This window comes from Tepidicaulis sp. (assembly GCF_965222285.1).
GTDB lineage: Bacteria > Pseudomonadota > Alphaproteobacteria > Parvibaculales > Parvibaculaceae > Tepidicaulis.
Genome location: NZ_OZ244942.1, coordinates 3,169,193 through 3,184,221, shown reverse-complemented (window position 1 = coordinate 3,184,221; position 15,029 = coordinate 3,169,193). Strand labels below are relative to the sequence as shown.

The 15,029-nt window shown below is 62.4% G+C and carries 15 protein-coding genes and 1 tRNA gene; 3 read left to right on the top strand and 13 right to left on the bottom strand.

The genetic code is table 11. The features are described from left to right. Window positions 1–10 precede the first annotated feature (10 nt). The 13 genes from rsfS to ACOQOT_RS15165 form a co-directional block, all read right to left on the bottom strand. The gene (rsfS, locus tag ACOQOT_RS15225) at window positions 11–472 is read right to left on the bottom strand and encodes a ribosome silencing factor (protein WP_420560039.1); all 462 of its coding nucleotides are present in this window, start codon (window positions 470–472) and stop codon (window positions 11–13) included. 133 nt (window positions 473–605) lie between these two features. After that, window positions 606–1,625: an L-histidine N(alpha)-methyltransferase gene (gene egtD, locus ACOQOT_RS15220; protein WP_420560038.1), complete on the bottom strand. Its 1,020-nt coding sequence runs from the start codon at window positions 1,623–1,625 to the stop codon at window positions 606–608. A gap of 36 nt (window positions 1,626–1,661) precedes the next feature. Then, window positions 1,662–3,056 (bottom strand): ergothioneine biosynthesis protein EgtB, encoded by a 1,395-nt coding sequence (egtB, locus tag ACOQOT_RS15215; protein ID WP_420560037.1) that lies wholly within the window; start codon window positions 3,054–3,056, stop codon window positions 1,662–1,664. Between the two features lie 210 nt (window positions 3,057–3,266). Then, the gene (locus tag ACOQOT_RS15210) at window positions 3,267–3,521 is read right to left on the bottom strand and encodes a SemiSWEET transporter (protein ID WP_420560036.1); all 255 of its coding nucleotides are present in this window, start codon (window positions 3,519–3,521) and stop codon (window positions 3,267–3,269) included. Then, window positions 3,503–4,132, bottom strand: a complete 630-nt coding sequence (locus ACOQOT_RS15205) for a nicotinate-nucleotide adenylyltransferase (RefSeq protein ID WP_420560035.1) — start codon at window positions 4,130–4,132, stop codon at window positions 3,503–3,505. The genes ACOQOT_RS15210 and ACOQOT_RS15205 overlap by 19 nt, the downstream gene beginning before the upstream one ends. Window positions 4,133–4,159: 27 nt before the next feature. Next, window positions 4,160–5,443 carry a glutamate-5-semialdehyde dehydrogenase gene (locus ACOQOT_RS15200; RefSeq protein ID WP_420560034.1) on the bottom strand — a complete coding sequence of 428 codons (1,284 nt, stop codon included), beginning with the start codon at window positions 5,441–5,443 and terminating at the stop codon, window positions 4,160–4,162. A 22-nt stretch (window positions 5,444–5,465) separates the two neighbouring features. After that, the gene (proB, locus tag ACOQOT_RS15195) at window positions 5,466–6,587 is read right to left on the bottom strand and encodes a glutamate 5-kinase (protein WP_420560033.1); all 1,122 of its coding nucleotides are present in this window, start codon (window positions 6,585–6,587) and stop codon (window positions 5,466–5,468) included. Between the two features lie 23 nt (window positions 6,588–6,610). Further along, complete coding sequence (gene obgE, locus ACOQOT_RS15190) at window positions 6,611–7,663, bottom strand: GTPase ObgE (RefSeq protein ID WP_420560032.1); 1,053 nt, start codon at window positions 7,661–7,663, stop codon at window positions 6,611–6,613. A 105-nt stretch (window positions 7,664–7,768) separates the two neighbouring features. Next, window positions 7,769–8,311 (bottom strand): GNAT family N-acetyltransferase, encoded by a 543-nt coding sequence (locus ACOQOT_RS15185; protein WP_420560031.1) that lies wholly within the window; start codon window positions 8,309–8,311, stop codon window positions 7,769–7,771. Between the two features lie 203 nt (window positions 8,312–8,514). Continuing rightward, complete coding sequence (gene rpmA, locus ACOQOT_RS15180) at window positions 8,515–8,793, bottom strand: 50S ribosomal protein L27 (RefSeq protein ID WP_045443364.1); 279 nt, start codon at window positions 8,791–8,793, stop codon at window positions 8,515–8,517. Between the two features lie 22 nt (window positions 8,794–8,815). Next, a complete protein-coding gene (gene rplU / locus ACOQOT_RS15175) occupies window positions 8,816–9,130 on the bottom strand; it encodes a 50S ribosomal protein L21 (RefSeq protein ID WP_045443367.1) in 315 nt (104 codons plus the stop codon). 173 nt (window positions 9,131–9,303) lie between these two features. Next, entirely contained in the window at window positions 9,304–10,047 is a 744-nt protein-coding gene (locus ACOQOT_RS15170) for a CDP-alcohol phosphatidyltransferase family protein (protein WP_420560030.1), read from the bottom strand. Between the two features lie 78 nt (window positions 10,048–10,125). Then, window positions 10,126–11,151: a zinc-dependent alcohol dehydrogenase family protein gene (locus tag ACOQOT_RS15165; protein ID WP_420560029.1), complete on the bottom strand. Its 1,026-nt coding sequence runs from the start codon at window positions 11,149–11,151 to the stop codon at window positions 10,126–10,128. Between the two features lie 151 nt (window positions 11,152–11,302). On the opposite strand from ACOQOT_RS15165, the gene ACOQOT_RS15160 reads away from it, so the two are divergent. The 3 genes from ACOQOT_RS15160 to ACOQOT_RS15150 all read left to right on the top strand — a co-directional run bounded on the left by ACOQOT_RS15160 (window position 11,303) and on the right by ACOQOT_RS15150 (window position 15,021). After that, window positions 11,303–11,932 carry a TetR family transcriptional regulator gene (locus ACOQOT_RS15160; RefSeq protein WP_420560028.1) on the top strand — a complete coding sequence of 210 codons (630 nt, stop codon included), beginning with the start codon at window positions 11,303–11,305 and terminating at the stop codon, window positions 11,930–11,932. Between the two features lie 94 nt (window positions 11,933–12,026). Next, window positions 12,027–12,116, top strand: a tRNA-Ser gene (locus ACOQOT_RS15155). A gap of 346 nt (window positions 12,117–12,462) precedes the next feature. After that, window positions 12,463–15,021: an alpha/beta hydrolase fold domain-containing protein gene (locus tag ACOQOT_RS15150; protein WP_420560027.1), complete on the top strand. Its 2,559-nt coding sequence runs from the start codon at window positions 12,463–12,465 to the stop codon at window positions 15,019–15,021. Window positions 15,022–15,029: the final 8 nt, after the last annotated feature.

Genomic DNA, 15,029 nt, shown 5'->3' with positions numbered 1-15,029 from the left:
TAGCCGTCAGTTAATTGACGGCGACATGTTCGGCTTCCACATCCGCCGACCACATTTTTTCCAGCTTATAGAATTCGCGTACTTCCGGCCGGAAGATGTGCACGATGACGTCGCCGCCATCCATCAGCACCCAGTCGCCTTGCGAGAGCCCTTCCACACGCGCCGTGCCATACCCGGCCTCTTTCATCCGGCGCAGCAAATGATCGGCGACCGCGCTGACATGCCGGTGCGAGCGTCCGCTTGCCACCACCATGTGATCGGCGATTGCCGTTTTGCCTTCCAGATTGATCGAGACGATATCCTCGGCCTTGTCATCGCCGAGACTTTCGAGAACCACGTCAATGAGGGCCCGTTCGGGCGTCTGGCGCGGTTCCGCGGCCTGATTTTTCGCCGCGTTTTTACCGGTGTTGGACACGGCGGCATCGAAGCTGCCTGCCGGTGTACTCGGGGCATCAAAGCCCGTCCTGTCCATGCTCAGGAGTATGTTCCTTTCTCTTGGGTACATATCGCCGGCAGCACCTGCCGCCTGGCGGGAGCATCTCTAACGCTAGAGGCGCTCTATGCCAAGAATATGACTGTTGGCGGGCGAGATTCAACCGGCCTGATCAGGCTGCGACGTTTAGCCAGTGAAGGCTGAAATAGTCGTTTTCATCCGTCCAGACGGTATCGGCGGCAAATCCGGCCTTTTCGGCGAGGCGGGTAAACTCTTCCACGGTATATTTGTGGGAATTTTCCGTATGCAGCGTCTCGCCCTTGGCGAAGGGATAGCGCGTGCCGCCCAGCTCCACGGCCTGATCGCACAGGCTCTCCAGATGCATTTCGATGCGGCCTTTTTCTTCGTTGAAAAACGCCTTGTGCATGAAATTGTCCGGCTCAAGGACGGCGCCGAGCTCGTTTTGCATGCGCCTGAGGACATTGAGATTGAAGGCGGCGGTGAGGCCGGCTGCATCGTTATAGGCGGCATCGAGCACGGCTTTGTCTTTTTTCAGATCGACGCCGATGAGCAGCGCCCCGCCTTTGCCGAGCATCGCAGCGATGCGGGAGAGAAAAAGCTCTGCCATTTCAGGCGAGAAATTGCCGATGGTCGAACCCGGCAAAAAGCCGAGGGCAAGACCGTCGCCGATCGCCGCTTCCCGCGGCAGCGTGAGCGGAGCTGTGAAGTCCGCGCAAATGGCGCCCATGGCGATGCGCGGATAATCGGCGGCAAGCGTACGCGTGGCGCTGAGCAAATGCTCGCGGCTGATGTCGATGGCGATATAGGCGGCCGGTTCATCCAGCGCATCGAGAAGCGTGCGGATTTTGACGCCTGCGCCCGAGCCATATTCGATGATGCGCGCGCCCTTACCTGCCTTCTCGGCAAAAGCGGGACCCAGCTTTTCCAGCAGCGCGATCTCGGTGCGGGTGACGTAATATTCGCGCGTTTCGCAAATGCCTTCGAAAAGCTCCGAGCCGCGCTGATCGTAAAAATATTTTGGCGAGAGTGTTTTAGGGGCGCTTGCAAGGCCTGCGCTCGCATCGGCCAGAAAGTCGCCGAGCGGCGGCTCAAGATCTTCGAAAAAAGCAAGATCCGCCGGCGCCCGGTTTTCGCGTGCTGGTTTTTCGCGCAGATCGAGAGAAGCATTCATAACGGATCGGTTCCTTGGGGCCTTTAAGGGGAAAGCTCAAACGTCGCTTGCCAGGCGCAGGCCGGAAAATTGCCAGCGGGCGGCGGCGGGAAAGAAATTGCGGTAGGTGGCGCGCATATGCCCGTGCGGGGTCGCGCAGCTTCCCCCCCGCAGGACCATCTGATTGCACATGAACTTGCCATTATATTCGCCGATGGCTCCGCTCGGCGCGCGGTAGCCGGGATAGGCGCTATAAGAGCTTGCCGTCCATTCCCAGACATCGCCGAAAAGCTGCTGCGGGCCATCGCCTGCTGCGCTTGCCGCTTGCGGGTGGATGATGGGCGCGGCGCCGCCGTCGCGCTGAGGCATCAGGAAATTGCCCTCAAGGGGCAGGCCGCGGGCGGCGATTTCGAGCTCGGCTTCAAGCGGCAGGCGCGCGCCCGCCCATTCGGCGTAAGCGGCGGCTTCATAAAGGCTGATATGGGTGACGGGCGCGTTCTCATCGAGCGGCACCTCGCCATGCAGCGTGAACTCGTGCCAGGACCCGTCATCGGCGCGGCGCCAATAGGCCGGGGCCTGCCAGCCGCCTTCGCTTACCGCGTTCCAGCCATCCGATAGCCAGAGCGGCGCGCGCTCATAGCCGCCGTCTTCGATGAAGGCGCGGAACTCGCCATTGGTAACGGGCCGGCTTGCCAGGCGGAAGGGGCGCAGCAGAATTTCGTGGCGCGGGCCTTCATTGTCGAAGCTGAAACCGGCCGGGTCCATGTCGCGGCCGATCTCGTAAATGCCGCCGCCGAATTCGCTCCAGCTCAAGGCAGGCGCGGAGGTGCTTTCCGCAGGCGGCGTATAAAGCGCGGGCGAAAGCGGGTTCTGCGCCAGTACATGTTTGATGTCGGTGCAGATGAGTTCCTGATGCTGCTGCTCGTGATTGAGGCCGAGCGTGATGAGCACGGCAAGCTTCTGCCAGAGGGCGGCACCTGCTTCTTCCATCAGCTCCAGCATCGCGCCGTCCACATAGGCGCGGTAGTCCATCACTTCGGCGACTGTCGGGCGGGAGAGAAATCCCCGGTGAGGACGGAACCATTGCGGGCCGACCTGCTGGTAATAGGAATTGAAAAGCAGGTCATACTTTTCGTTGAGCGGGCGGTAGTTTCTTGCGTGGGGTTTCAGCAGGAAGGTTTCAAAGAACCAGCTCGTATGCGCCAGATGCCATTTCGTCGGGCTGACATCGGGCATGGTCTGCACGACCATGTCTTCGGGCGCGAGCGGGGCGGCCAGCGCTTCGCTGTCCCGGCGCACGGTCAGATAATAAGCGCGCATCGCCTCGCGCTCGTTCATATCGGCAGGGGGCGTGCGCTGAGCTTTCAGCGCGGCAACGCCGCCGGTGCTTTTCTGGGTCCGCGCGCTGCGGTCTTTATTCGGTTCGATATGTGGCTGTGCTGGCCCTGGCATGTGCCCCTCCCTCCAGCCGGCCTGTCCGGCGGAACCGTTCTCTATTTAGTCCATCACGAGTAGATGTCAGGTGTCCATCACCGTTTCGTGAAAAACGGTTGCGGATAGAATGGGTTCCGGGGAGCCAAAGGGAAGGTCTGTCTGCGCGCGGCCCTCCGTAAGGGATTGCGCGATGCAAGCTCCAATGTCAGGGAATGGCAGGAGGGGCGGTCAGCCGAACCTGAATTTCGCCACCAGAATGGCACCGGCCAGAACGAGCGTAATGGAATTGGCGACGATGAGCGGCATGTCGCCGGCGAGAAGCCCGTAGATCAGCCAGAGCACGATGCCGAGGCACATGGCCAGAAACATCAAAAGCGAGACATCGGCGGTGGACCGGGTGCGCCAGGCGCGAACGACCTGAGGAAGGAAGGCGAGCGTGGTCAGCGTGCCAGCGCTCATGCCGATCAGCGTGATGTGGTCCATGCGGGTTGTCCGGAACGGGCGCGCGCGGCGCGGATTTCTGTGGCGGAGGCCGGGTGCTCCGGCCCCTCAATAAAGGTCAGCGCGGGCGCTTTGACAAGCGGCAAAAGCGCCGCGTCCGCCGACTCGAGCCGGTAGGGCGCAAGATACTGCGCGGCCTTGGAAAGGCGTGCCTTCATGGTGAAGCCGGGGCGGGGGTAAACGGCAATCGGCACGGTGCGGGCGATGGTCTTCCAGTCCCGCCATTTCGGGAACTGCACCATATTGTCCGCGCCCATCAGCCAGACGAAATGGATATGAGGGTAACGCGCTCTCAGCGCCTTTAGTGTGTCTGCCGTGTAAGCGGTGCCAAGGCGGCGCTCGATGTCTGTCACGCAGATGCGTGGATGATCCGCCGCTGCGCGCGCCGAGGCAAGGCGCGCTTCGAGGCTCGCCATACCGGCTTTGTCTTTCAGCGGGTTTTGCGGCGAGACCAGCCACCAGATGCGGTGGAGCTGCAGCTTTTCCATCGCCATGAGGCTGAGATGGCGGTGGCCTTCATGGGCAGGATTGAACGAGCCGCCCAGAAGGCCGACCTTCATGCCGGGCATCAGCGCTGGCGTGGCGGTGCGCATGGGCAGCTCGTGTCCTTTAGGGGCGGCTCAAGGGCGCGTCTGGCCTTTGCCGCGCACCATATATTTAAAGCTCGTGAGCTGTTCGACGCCCACCGGCCCGCGGGCATGGAAACGGCCCGTCGCAATGCCGATCTCCGCGCCCATGCCGAATTCGCCGCCATCGGCAAACTGGGTGGAGGCATTGTGAAGGACGATGGCGCTATCGACTTCGTTCAAAAATTTCTCGGCGGTCTTTTCGTCCGAAGTGACGATGGCATCGGTATGGTGGGAGCCGTATTTGCCGATATGCTCGATCGCCTCGCTGACGCCGTTGACGACCTTGATGGCGATAATGGCGTCGAGATATTCGGTGTACCAATCATCTTCCGAGGCTTCTTCGGCGGCGCTGACTTCCGCGCGCACCGTGTCATCGCCGCGCACCTCGCAGCCTTTGGCAAGCAGCGCCTCGATGATGGGGCGTAGATGCGTGCCCGCGCAGGCGCGGTCCACCAGCACCGTTTCCGCCGACCCGCAAATGCCGGTGCGGCGCATCTTGGCGTTGACCACAATGTCGCGCGCCATATCGAGATCGGCGGCGCCGTCCACATAGACATGGCAGACACCGTCGAGATGAGCGAAGACGGGCACGCGGGCTTCCGTTTGCACGCGCTTGATGAGCCCGCGTCCGCCGCGCGGCACGATCACGTCGAGCCTGCCGCCGAGCCCGCGCAGCATCTCGCCGACAGCGGCGCGGTCGCGGGTGGGAACAAGCTGGATTGCCGCTTCGGGAAGACCTGCGGCGGAAAGCCCTTCGACAAGGCAGTCGTGAATGGCATGGCTGGAATGAAAGCTTTCCGAGCCGCCGCGCAGGATCGCCGCATTGCCCGCTTTCAGGCAAAGCGCGCCCGCATCGGCGGTGACATTGGGCCGGCTTTCATAGATGACGCCGATCACCCCGAGCGGCACGCGCACGCGCTGAATGCGCAGCCCATTGGGCCGTTCCCAATCGGCCATGATGTCGCCGACGGGATCTTTCAGCGCGGCGACGGCTTCAAGCCCCTTGGCAATGCCCTCGATACGCTCTTCATCGAGCGCCAGACGGTCGAGCATGGCAGCGGTCAGGCCCTTCTCGCGGCCAAACGCCATATCGCGCGCATTGGCATCGAGAATGTCATCGACATTGGCGCGCAGCGTCATGGCGGCGGCAAGCAGGGCGGCGTCTTTCGCCTTCGATGGGGCAAGCGCCAAAAGCTCGGCGCTGGCGCGGGCCTTGCGGCCCACTTCTTCCATCAGTCCGGCGACATCGGCGCTTTGGTCTTCGGCCATGCTCATCTGCTCAACCCGTCTTTCGCGTCTATCTCTTCGTTAAAACCAGATCGTCCCGGTGGATCATGGCGGTGCGGCCACGATAGCCCAGCCGGGCTTCGATTTCACTGCTGTTATGCCCGATGATCAGTTGGGCATCTTCGCTCGAATAAGCAACAAGGCCGCGGGCGATTTCCCGGCCCTCGGCGGTTTTAACCATAACGGCATCGCCGCGCTCGAAATGACCTTCCACGCCGCTCACCCCGGCGGGCAGGAGGCTGCGCCCGCCTTCCAGCGCTTTGGCCGCGCCCTGATCGATGATCAGTTTGCCGCGCGGCTGCAGCGAGCCCTGGATCCAGCGCTTGCGGGCGGAGGCGGGGCTTTGATCGGCCAGGAACCAAGTGGCGCGGGCGCCGTCTTCTATAGCTTTGAGCGGTGCAAGAACATGGCCGCTGGCAATGACCATCTGGCAGCCCGCGCTTACCGCGATCTTCGCCGCTTCGATTTTCGTTTTCATGCCGCCTTTGGAAAATTCGGAGCCGGCATCGCCCGCCATGGCTTCGATCTCAGGCGTTACGGCTTTGACGACGGGCAGGTGTTTGGCGCCGGGCGTTTGCGGCGGGGCGGTGTAAAGCCCGTCAATGTCGGAAAGAAGCACCAGGCAATCGGCGCTGATCATGGTGGCGACGCGGGCGGCGAGGCGGTCATTGTCGCCGTAGCGGATTTCGGTGGTGGCGATCGTGTCGTTTTCGTTGATGACGGGCACCGCGCCCAGTTTGATCAGTGTCGTGAGCGTCGAGCGGGCATTGAGATAGCGCCGCCGCTGCTCGGTATCATCGAGGGTCAGAAGCACCTGCGCGCAGGTTGCGCCATGTGTCTTCAACGCTTCCTGAAAGGCATGGGCAAGGTGAATTTGCCCGGCGGCGGCCGCCGCCTGGCTTTCTTCCAGTTTCAGCGTGCCTTTGGGCAGGCCGAGCGCGCCGCGCCCGAGCGCAATCGCGCCGGAAGAAACGATCACCACTTCCTGGCCGCGCGCGCGCAGCCGCGCCACATCCTCGATCATGCTGGCGAACCAGCTTTGATTGAGCTTGCCCGTGGCCTTGTCCGTCAAAAGGGCGGAGCCGATTTTGACGACGACGCGTTTGGCTTTGGTGAGGCGCTCTTCGTTCATGGCTTCTGCTCTGGCCTTTGCGCTTAAGGGCGCCAGCCTTGCTGGTGTTCTTCGCTGGCGGCGGTATCTTCTTTCAGCGCTTTGGCGCGCGCGCGGCGCACTTCGCTCAGAAGCTTGTACAGCACGTCTTCGACGCCCTGGCCTGCAACGCCGGAAAGGCGCACGGGCTCCTGCCCGCTTGCCCCGGCCAGCGCCTTGGCGCGCTCTTCTATCACATCCTCGGTCAAGGCATCGCATTTGTTGAGCGCCAGGATGACGGGCTTTTCATCGAGCCCGTTGCCATAGGCTTCAAGCTCGCCGCGAATGGTGCGGTAATCGCCCGCCACATCCTCGCTCGTGCCATCGACGAGATGCAGAAGAATGGCGCAGCGCTCCACATGCCCGAGAAAGCGGTCGCCGAGCCCGTGGCCTTCATGCGCCCCTTCGATGAGGCCGGGAATATCGGCCAGCACGAAACTGTCGCCGCCCGCCTGCACGACGCCGAGGCCGGGATTGAGCGTGGTGAAAGGATAATCGGCGATCTTCGGGCGGGCGCGGCTGACCGCGGCAAGGAAAGTACTCTTGCCCGCATTGGGCAGGCCAACAAGGCCTGCATCGGCGATGAGTTTCAGGCGCAGCCATATCCATTTTTCCGTGCCTTCCTGGCCGGGATTGGCGCGGCGCGGGGCCTGATTGACCGAGCTTTTGAAATAAGCATTGCCGAAGCCGCCATTGCCGCCCTTGGCAAGGACGAGTTTCTGGCCGACCTCCGTCATGTCGCACAGAAGCGTTTCGCCGTCTTCCTCGAAAACCTGCGTGCCGACGGGCACTTTCAAAACGATGTCGGCGCCATTTGCGCCGTGGCGGTTACGGCCCATACCGTGCCCGCCGGTCTTGGCTTTGAAATGCTGCTGGTAGCGGTAATCGATGAGGGTGTTCAGCCCGTCCACGCATTCGACAATGACATCGCCGCCGCGTCCGCCGTCACCGCCATCGGGGCCGCCGAATTCGACATATTTTTCGCGCCGGAAAGACACGGAGCCCGCCCCGCCGTCGCCGGAGCGGATATAGACCTTGGCCTGATCGAGAAACTTCATGTTCTTTCCGTCGGTTCTGCCCGTTGCAGGCTCTTTCGCCATGCGGCGGGCGTTGCTTCCGGGCCCTTGCGCGGGGCAAAGGCCCGGAAGTCGTGTCAAGAAGCCTTAAGCGGCGTCCTCGGTCAAGAGGTAGTCGCTCAAGGTCTGTTCAAGCAAAAGGCAGCGCACCTCTTCCTCACGCGCGGAAGAGTAGCGCATTTCCTCGCCCACATAGCGGAAGCCCGCCTTTTCCAGCACCCGGCCGGAGGCGGGGTTGTCGGCGAAATGGCCGGAGATGAGGCGGCCGAGCTTCCAATCGGCAAAGGCATGTTTGACGAGAAGGCGCGCCGTCTTCGTCGCGATGCCCCGGCCCCAATAGGGCTGGCCGATCCAGTAGCCGATCTCCCAGCCCGCTTCCTTCAGGTGATGGTAGCCGGTGGCGCCCACAAGTTCGTCCCGCCAGACGATGGCGCGGGGAATATCCCCTTCCTGCTCGATATCAGGATGAGAGGCGATCCAGCCGCGCGCATGATCGATCTCATAAGGGTAGGGCACGCGGGTGAGCATGGAGACGATGTTCCAATTATTGATGAGGCCGGCAAGGCGCGGCGCATCGGCCATGGAAAACGGTCTTATGGTCAGCTCGCCCGATTTCAGAACGGGTATCATGGTCCCTCCTCCCCCTGCTGGTTCCTCTTCGGCCTGGCAAGGCATGTGCGCCGCGGTTTGGTTTGCGGGCACCTGGGTTTCATTTCAGCGCCTTTCGGGCGCCATTTGGGCAAGAGGGAATAAAAAAGAGGGAGATGGCGGTCCCATCTCCCTCTTGATCCGATGTTCTCGCCATCCGCAGATGGCGGCATCCATCTGCTAAATTAGTCTGCGGCCTGAGCCGGCGTGCCTGCCGGGAGCACGTTCACGAAGGTGCGGCCGTTCTTGCGCATGCGGAACGACACCGTGCCTTCGGTCACTGCAAAGATCGTGTGGTCTTTGCCGATGCCCACGCCTTCGCCGGGATGCCATTTGGTCCCGCGCTGACGCACGATGATGTTGCCGGGGATCACGCGCTCGCCGCCGAACTTCTTGACGCCGAGGCGCCGGCCTGCCGAGTCGCGCCCGTTACGGGACGAACCACCTGCTTTTTTGTGAGCCATGGGTCTCTCCTAAAACGCCTGATTAACCGGCAATGTTGGTGATCTTCAGCACGGTCTGGTGCTGGCGATGACCGGCCTTGCGGCGGTAGTTCTGACGGCGTTTCTTCTTGAAAACGATGATTTTGCGGGCACGGGTCTGGTCCACGACTTCCGCCGTGACCTTGGCACCGTCCACGAGAGGCGCGCCGATCTTGGTCTGGGCGCCTTCGCCGCCGAGCATCAGTACCTCATCGAGTTCAACGGTCGAACCGGCTTCAGCGGCCAGTTTTTCCACCGTGATCACGTCGTCTTTCGCGACTTTGTACTGCTTGCCGCCGGTCTTGATGACTGCGAACATGGGATGTCATCCATTCCAAAGAGAAAAAGCGGGCAAAAGGCCACTTTTGGCCCGCCCGTGAATTGGCGGGCACTATAGCCGCCCGCTTCTATGTGTCAAGCAGGGGCAGGGGAGAATCTGCCTCTATGGCGCAGATTTCCGGCTTTAACCGGGACGGCGTGCTGACGCGGCCCTTAGCGGCGCCAATCGAGGGCGGAGCGCCAGAGGCTGAGCCCGGCAAAATAGAGGCTGACGAGAAGCCAGAGCCCTAAAACCGCCGATTCGGGCAGAAGCGGGGTGGGGGCGGGCCCGTTGCCGAACCAGACGAGGAAAACCGCGCCTGCCGCCCAAAGGGCGGTGAGCGGCAGGGTGAGCGCGCGCCATTCGCGCACCCGGAAAGGATGGATGAATTTCAGCGGCACGAAGGTGAGCGCCCCGAGGGCGAGAATGAGCGCCAGATTGAAGAGCGCGCCGGTGCCCAGCACATAAATATAAAGAACGACGAGGTTCCAGAGGGCGGGAAAGCCCTGAAAGTAATTATCCGCCGTCTTCATGTCCTTATTGCCGAAGCAGTAAAGCGAAGTCGCCATGATGAAGGCGGCGGCGGGCAGCTCGAAAGGCTCGGGCACGAGCGCGAAGCGCGCCACCATCAGCGCCGGAATAACCGTGTAGGTCAGATAGTCGATGACGAAATCCAGCACCGCGCCGTCGAAACGCGGGGTATGGGTGAAGACATCGACCTTGCGGGCAAGCGGGCCGTCCAGTCCGTCGATGATCATGGCCACACCGAGCCAGATCAGCCCCATGCGGAAATCATCCCGCATCACCGCATCGATGGATAAAAGCGCGGGGATGACGCCCGAGGCGGTGAACCAATGGGCAAAGCGCGCGGCGAAGCGGTTTTGTTTTGTGGTTTCCTGAATTTTCCGGTCCTGCACGGCGCTTGCCCCTCTCCGCTCCCAAGTGCCCGTGAATAGATCACAGGCTTATGGGAAACGGAAAGGGGCGCGTGCGCCTCAGGCGGCGATTTCGATGCCGATCTTGCCCATATGGTTCTGGGCCTGAAGCGCGCCAAAGGCGGCGCGGTAGTCTTCAAACGCATAGGTGCTGTCGATGACGGGGCGCAGGCCCGTGGCCGCGATGGCCCGCGCCATGGCTTCGAATTCCTCGCGGTTGCCGATGCTGATGCCTTCGATACGCGCGCTTTGGGCATTGATGAGGGCGAGCAGGACTTCCGCCGAGGCGCCGGAGACGAAGCCGACAAAGCCGATAAAGCCGCCGGGGCGGATGGCAAAGAGAGACTGCTGAAAGGTCTCGCCGCCGCCGATCTCCACCACGATGTCGGCGCCGCGTCCCTCCGTCGCCTCGAGCACGGCGCCTGCCCAATTGGGCTCGGCTTTATAATTGATGGTGTGATCGGCGCCGAGCGCGCGGCCCTTTTCCAGTTTTTCGTCCGAAGATGAGGTCAGGATCACGCGGGCGCCGGCGGCCTTGGCAAATTGCAGGGCAAAAAGAGAGACGCCGCCCGTGCCTTGCACGAGCACCCAGTCGCCGGGCTTTACCTTGCCGCGCGTGACGACGGCGTTCCAGGCGGTGAGCCCCGCGCAGGGAAGAGCGGCGGCTTCCATATAGCTGAGATGCGGCGGGATCAGCGCGACGCCTTCTTCGCTGAGCTTCACATATTCCTGGGCGATGCCTTGATAGTGCGGGCCGACAAGGGTGCTCGCCGAAGCCTCGCGGGTGATCGGGCCCGAGTGCCAGTCCTGATAAAAGAGCGGCGCGACGCGGTCGCCTTTTTTGACGCGGGTAACCGCCGCGCCCGTTTCCACCACGATGCCCGCCCCGTCCGAAAGCGGGGTCAAAGGCAGCGGGAAATCTGCGCCGTAGCCCATCATGCCCGTCAGGTAGATGAGGTCGCGGTAATTCAGCGTCGCCGCTTTCATTTCCACGATCACGTCGTTCGGGCCGGGCTTGGGGCGGGGGCGCTCGCTCAGGCGCAGATTTTCCAGGGACTGGCTGGTGTGAAGTTCCAGGGCTTTCATGTCTTTCTCCATTAAATTCCGACCAGTCGGTATTTAATGGACTTTGACGATCTTTAAAGAGGAAAAAGACTCTCCGGTCGGAAAAACTTTTCCCGCCAAATCAGCCTGTTATGGTTCCTGCCTTAAGACTCGATCCTGGAAGGAAGACATCATGGCCCGCGCGCAGCGCTCCGGCTGGAAGAAGATGCCTGAAGAGGTGCGCCGCGCCGCGATCCTGGCGGCGGCAGGCGCGGCTTTCGGCGAGCTCGGCTTTGAAAAAGCCTCCGTGCAGGACATTGCCGAACGGGCGGGGCTGACCAAAGGCGGGGTCTATTTTCATTTCGAGAGTAAAGAAGCGCTGCGCACCGCGCTTCTTACAGGCGTGGCGGCAGAGGCGGGCGCCGTGCTTGCCCGTGTTGAGCCTGGCGCGGGCGGGCGCGATCCGGCGGCGGCGCTTCTCTGTCTTATGGAGGAGATGGCGCGCGCCCTTGGCGGGGCGGGCATGAGCGCGGTCAAGCTGATGGAGCTTGCAAGCGGGGAAGGGGGCGAGGGCCGCGCCGCGCTGATGGCGCTTTATGTCGCCTTTCACGGCGCCCTGGCGGATCTCATCGGCGAGGCGCAGGCGGCAGGCAAAGCCACACGCCGCCTGCCGCCCGCAACGCTTGCCCGTCTTCTTCTTGCGGTTTTCGACGGGCTGCACATGCAGGCCGAGCTTGTCGCCGAGCAGATCGACCGGGCCGCCGGCGTGCCTGCGCTGCTTGATGCGGCGGTGCGCAAACTTCTTCTGGAAGAGGCGGCATAGCGGGCTTGTGTGCGGGTGCGCGCCACGTTACATTCCGCGCCGTTTCCAGCGCCTGACCAGCGCGGCCCGCGCCAAAGCGGGCTCGAAACGCTCCGGAGAGGTGGCTGAGTGGTTGAAAGCACCGCACTCGAAATGCGGCATAGGGGCAACTCTATCGGGGGTTCGAATCCCCCCCTCTCCGCCATTATGTCGCTCACGGCAGTTTCGCTTTGCTCAACACCTCCGCGGGGCGGCCTGACCGGCCGGCGGGCAGTCGCCGGCTTGGTTTCGAGTTTGATTTCGTCCCGAGCTTTCCGCCAGATACTTGGCCGCTGATTTTCCGGCCAGTTGATTTCCGGAAATAGAAGCCCCATCCGATACAGCCTTGCTCTTTCCCCAAGGGAAACTGAAGGGCGTTTCAGCCTGCATTTGGGAGCGTGCAGCGAATTCCGCGCGCGCCTCAATATGCTTTTGACTTCGGGCGCCGCGGCGGGGAGCATATGCCTATAAAACATATCAAAAAGAAGATGACGGCTCTGGGAGGACAAGAGATGAAACTGGACATTGCGACAACGGCATTGCTCTCGCAAATGGCGGCGGCAGGCGCGCCGCCCATGCATGAGCTGAGCCCGGAGGAAGCGCGCTTCGTCGGCGGCCAGATGGCCAGCGCCTATCCCGTGGGCCCGGACATGTTCAGCGCCGAGGAAATCGAAATTCCCGCGCAAGACGGTGCAAAGGTTCGCGCCCGCGCCTTGAAGCCTTCCGAAAACCCGCGCGGCGTTCTCGTCTATTATCATGGCGGCGGCTGGGTGCTCGGCGACATCGATCAATATGACACGCTGGGCCGCCAGCTTGCCGAGCGTACCGGCTGCACCGTACTGCTCGTCGATTACCGCAAAGCCCCTGAACACCGTTTCCCCACGGCCCATCACGATGCCTGGGACGCGCTTCTCTGGGCGGAGAAAAACATGAGCGCGCTGGCGGGTCGCAAGGTGCCGCTCATCGTCGCCGGTGACAGCGCGGGCGGCACGCTTGCCGCTCACGTCTGCCAGAAGGCGAAAACCGAAGGCGGGCCCGCCATTGCGCTGCAGATTCTCGTCTATCCTGTGACGGACGGGGCGATGGAAACGCCGGGCTATGCAAACCCCGACAATCAGCTTCTGCTCAACACGCCGCTCATGGCCTGGTTCTGGGATCATTATGCGCCCGATAAAGAAGTGCGGCTGTCGCCCGAAGCCTCGCCCTTGCGCGCCAAGGATCTTTCCGGCCTGCCGCCCGCCGTTGTCGTGACCGCCGAGTTCGACATTCTGCGCGAGGAAAGCGAGGCCTATGCCGCCCGGCTGCAAGAAGCGGGCGTGCCCGTCACGCAAAAACAGTTCGACCGGCAGATGCATAATTTCTTTGCGATGCCGGGCCTTCTGCCCGCGCAGGCCAAGGCGGTGGAATATGTCGGCGAGCAGGTGGACCGCCATCTGGCGAAATTCTCCGAGGCCGATGCCGTTGTCGTCGGCGCGGGCTTTGCCGGCATGTATCAGCTTCACCGGCTGCGGCAGATGGGGCTCAAAACGCGCGTCATCGAGGCGGGCGACGGCGTGGGCGGTACCTGGTACTGGAACCGCTATCCCGGCGCGCGCTGCGACATTGAAAGCATGGCCTATTCTTTCGGCTTTTCGCCGGAGCTGGAGCAGGATTGGGTCTGGTCTGAAAAATACGCCACCCAGCCGGAAATCCTGCGCTATGCCGAGCATGTGGCCGACCGGTTCGATCTGCGCCGCGACATCACCTTCGAGACGCGCGTCACCCGCGCGATCTATGACGAGGAAGAAAAGCGCTGGACCGTTTACACGGACAAGGGCGAGGCGATTTCCGCGCAATATGTGATCATGGCGACGGGCTGCCTTTCCGTGCCGAAACAGCCGGATATTCCGGGAGCGGACGATTTCAAGGGCCCGACCTATGTCACGGGCCGCTGGCCCCATGAGGGCGTCGATTTCACCGGCCAGCGTGTTGCGGTGATCGGCACGGGCTCTTCTGCCATTCAGTCGATCCCGCTTATCGCGGAGCAGGCCGAAGAGCTCACCGTCTATCAGCGCACGCCCGCCTATTCGCTGCCCGCCGGCAACCGCCCGCTTACCAACTCGGAAATTTCCGAGATGAAGAAGCATTACCGCGAGTACCGGGAAGCGCAAAAGCACCATCCGGCGGGCATTCCCAATCCGCCGCGCGCGCTCCTTTCGGCACATGACGTGAGCGAGGCGGAGCGCCGGGCGAAATATGAAGAGGCCTGGGAGACGGGCATCCTGACCGCGCTGTCCAGCGCCTATCGCGACACGATGACCGACCAGCAGGCCAATGACTGGGTGTCGGATTTTATCCGCGAGAAAATCCACGAGCGGGTGAAGGACCCGAAAGTGGCCGAGGCGCTGACCCCGCGCTCTTTCCCCTTCGGCACCAAGCGTCCTTGCCTCGATACGGATTATTTCGAGACCTTCAACCGGGACAATGTTTCGCTGGTCGATGTGCGCGAGACGCCGATCGAGCGGATCACGGCGAATGGCGTGAAGACGAAGGACGGCGAGCGTCAGGTGGATTCCATCGTTTTCGCCACCGGCTTCGATGCCATGACGGGCGCGATCTTGAACGTCGATATCCGCGGCATTGGCGGCCAGGCGCTGCGCGACAAATGGGCGGACGGGCCGCATACCTATTTGGGGATCGGCATTGCCGGTTTCCCCAATCTCTTCACGATCACCGGACCCTCGAGCCCTTCGGTGCTGTCCAACATGCTCGTCTCCATCGAGCAGCATGTGGACTGGGTGAGCGATTGCATCAAATGGATGCGCGAGCGCGAGCTTGCCGCCATCGAGCCGACAGAGGAGGCGGAAGACGAATGGGCCGAGCATAACGAGGCAACCGCCGAGCTAACGCTCTTCCCGCAGGCCAATAGCTGGTATATCGGCGCCAATGTGCCCGGCAAGCCGCGCACCTTCATGGCCTATGTCGGCGGCGTCGACACGTACCGCGCGATCTGCGACCAGGTTGCAGCAACGGGCTATGCGGGCTTCCGCACTTATGAGGCCGAGCAGCAGAAACAGGCACTCAGCGCCTGACGGATGAG

Bases quoted from the DNA above. Each gene is read 5' to 3' on its own strand.
- rsfS (WP_420560039.1), bottom strand. From the start codon at position 472: ATGGACAGGACGGGCTTTGATGCCCCGAGTACACCGGCAGGCAGCTTC.
- egtD (WP_420560038.1), bottom strand. From the start codon at position 1,625: ATGAATGCTTCTCTCGATCTGCGCGAAAAACCAGCACGCGAAAACCGG.
- egtB (WP_420560037.1), bottom strand. From the start codon at position 3,056: ATGCCAGGGCCAGCACAGCCACATATCGAACCGAATAAAGACCGCAGC.
- ACOQOT_RS15210 (WP_420560036.1), bottom strand. From the start codon at position 3,521: ATGGACCACATCACGCTGATCGGCATGAGCGCTGGCACGCTGACCACG.
- ACOQOT_RS15205 (WP_420560035.1), bottom strand. From the start codon at position 4,132: ATGCGCACCGCCACGCCAGCGCTGATGCCCGGCATGAAGGTCGGCCTT.
- ACOQOT_RS15200 (WP_420560034.1), bottom strand. From the start codon at position 5,443: ATGAGCATGGCCGAAGACCAAAGCGCCGATGTCGCCGGACTGATGGAA.
- proB (WP_420560033.1), bottom strand. From the start codon at position 6,587: ATGAACGAAGAGCGCCTCACCAAAGCCAAACGCGTCGTCGTCAAAATC.
- obgE (WP_420560032.1), bottom strand. From the start codon at position 7,663: ATGAAGTTTCTCGATCAGGCCAAGGTCTATATCCGCTCCGGCGACGGC.
- ACOQOT_RS15185 (WP_420560031.1), bottom strand. From the start codon at position 8,311: ATGATACCCGTTCTGAAATCGGGCGAGCTGACCATAAGACCGTTTTCC.
- rpmA (WP_045443364.1), bottom strand. From the start codon at position 8,793: ATGGCTCACAAAAAAGCAGGTGGTTCGTCCCGTAACGGGCGCGACTCG.
- rplU (WP_045443367.1), bottom strand. From the start codon at position 9,130: ATGTTCGCAGTCATCAAGACCGGCGGCAAGCAGTACAAAGTCGCGAAA.
- ACOQOT_RS15165 (WP_420560029.1), bottom strand. From the start codon at position 11,151: ATGAAAGCCCTGGAACTTCACACCAGCCAGTCCCTGGAAAATCTGCGC.
- ACOQOT_RS15160 (WP_420560028.1), top strand. From the start codon at position 11,303: ATGGCCCGCGCGCAGCGCTCCGGCTGGAAGAAGATGCCTGAAGAGGTG.
- ACOQOT_RS15150 (WP_420560027.1), top strand. From the start codon at position 12,463: ATGAAACTGGACATTGCGACAACGGCATTGCTCTCGCAAATGGCGGCG.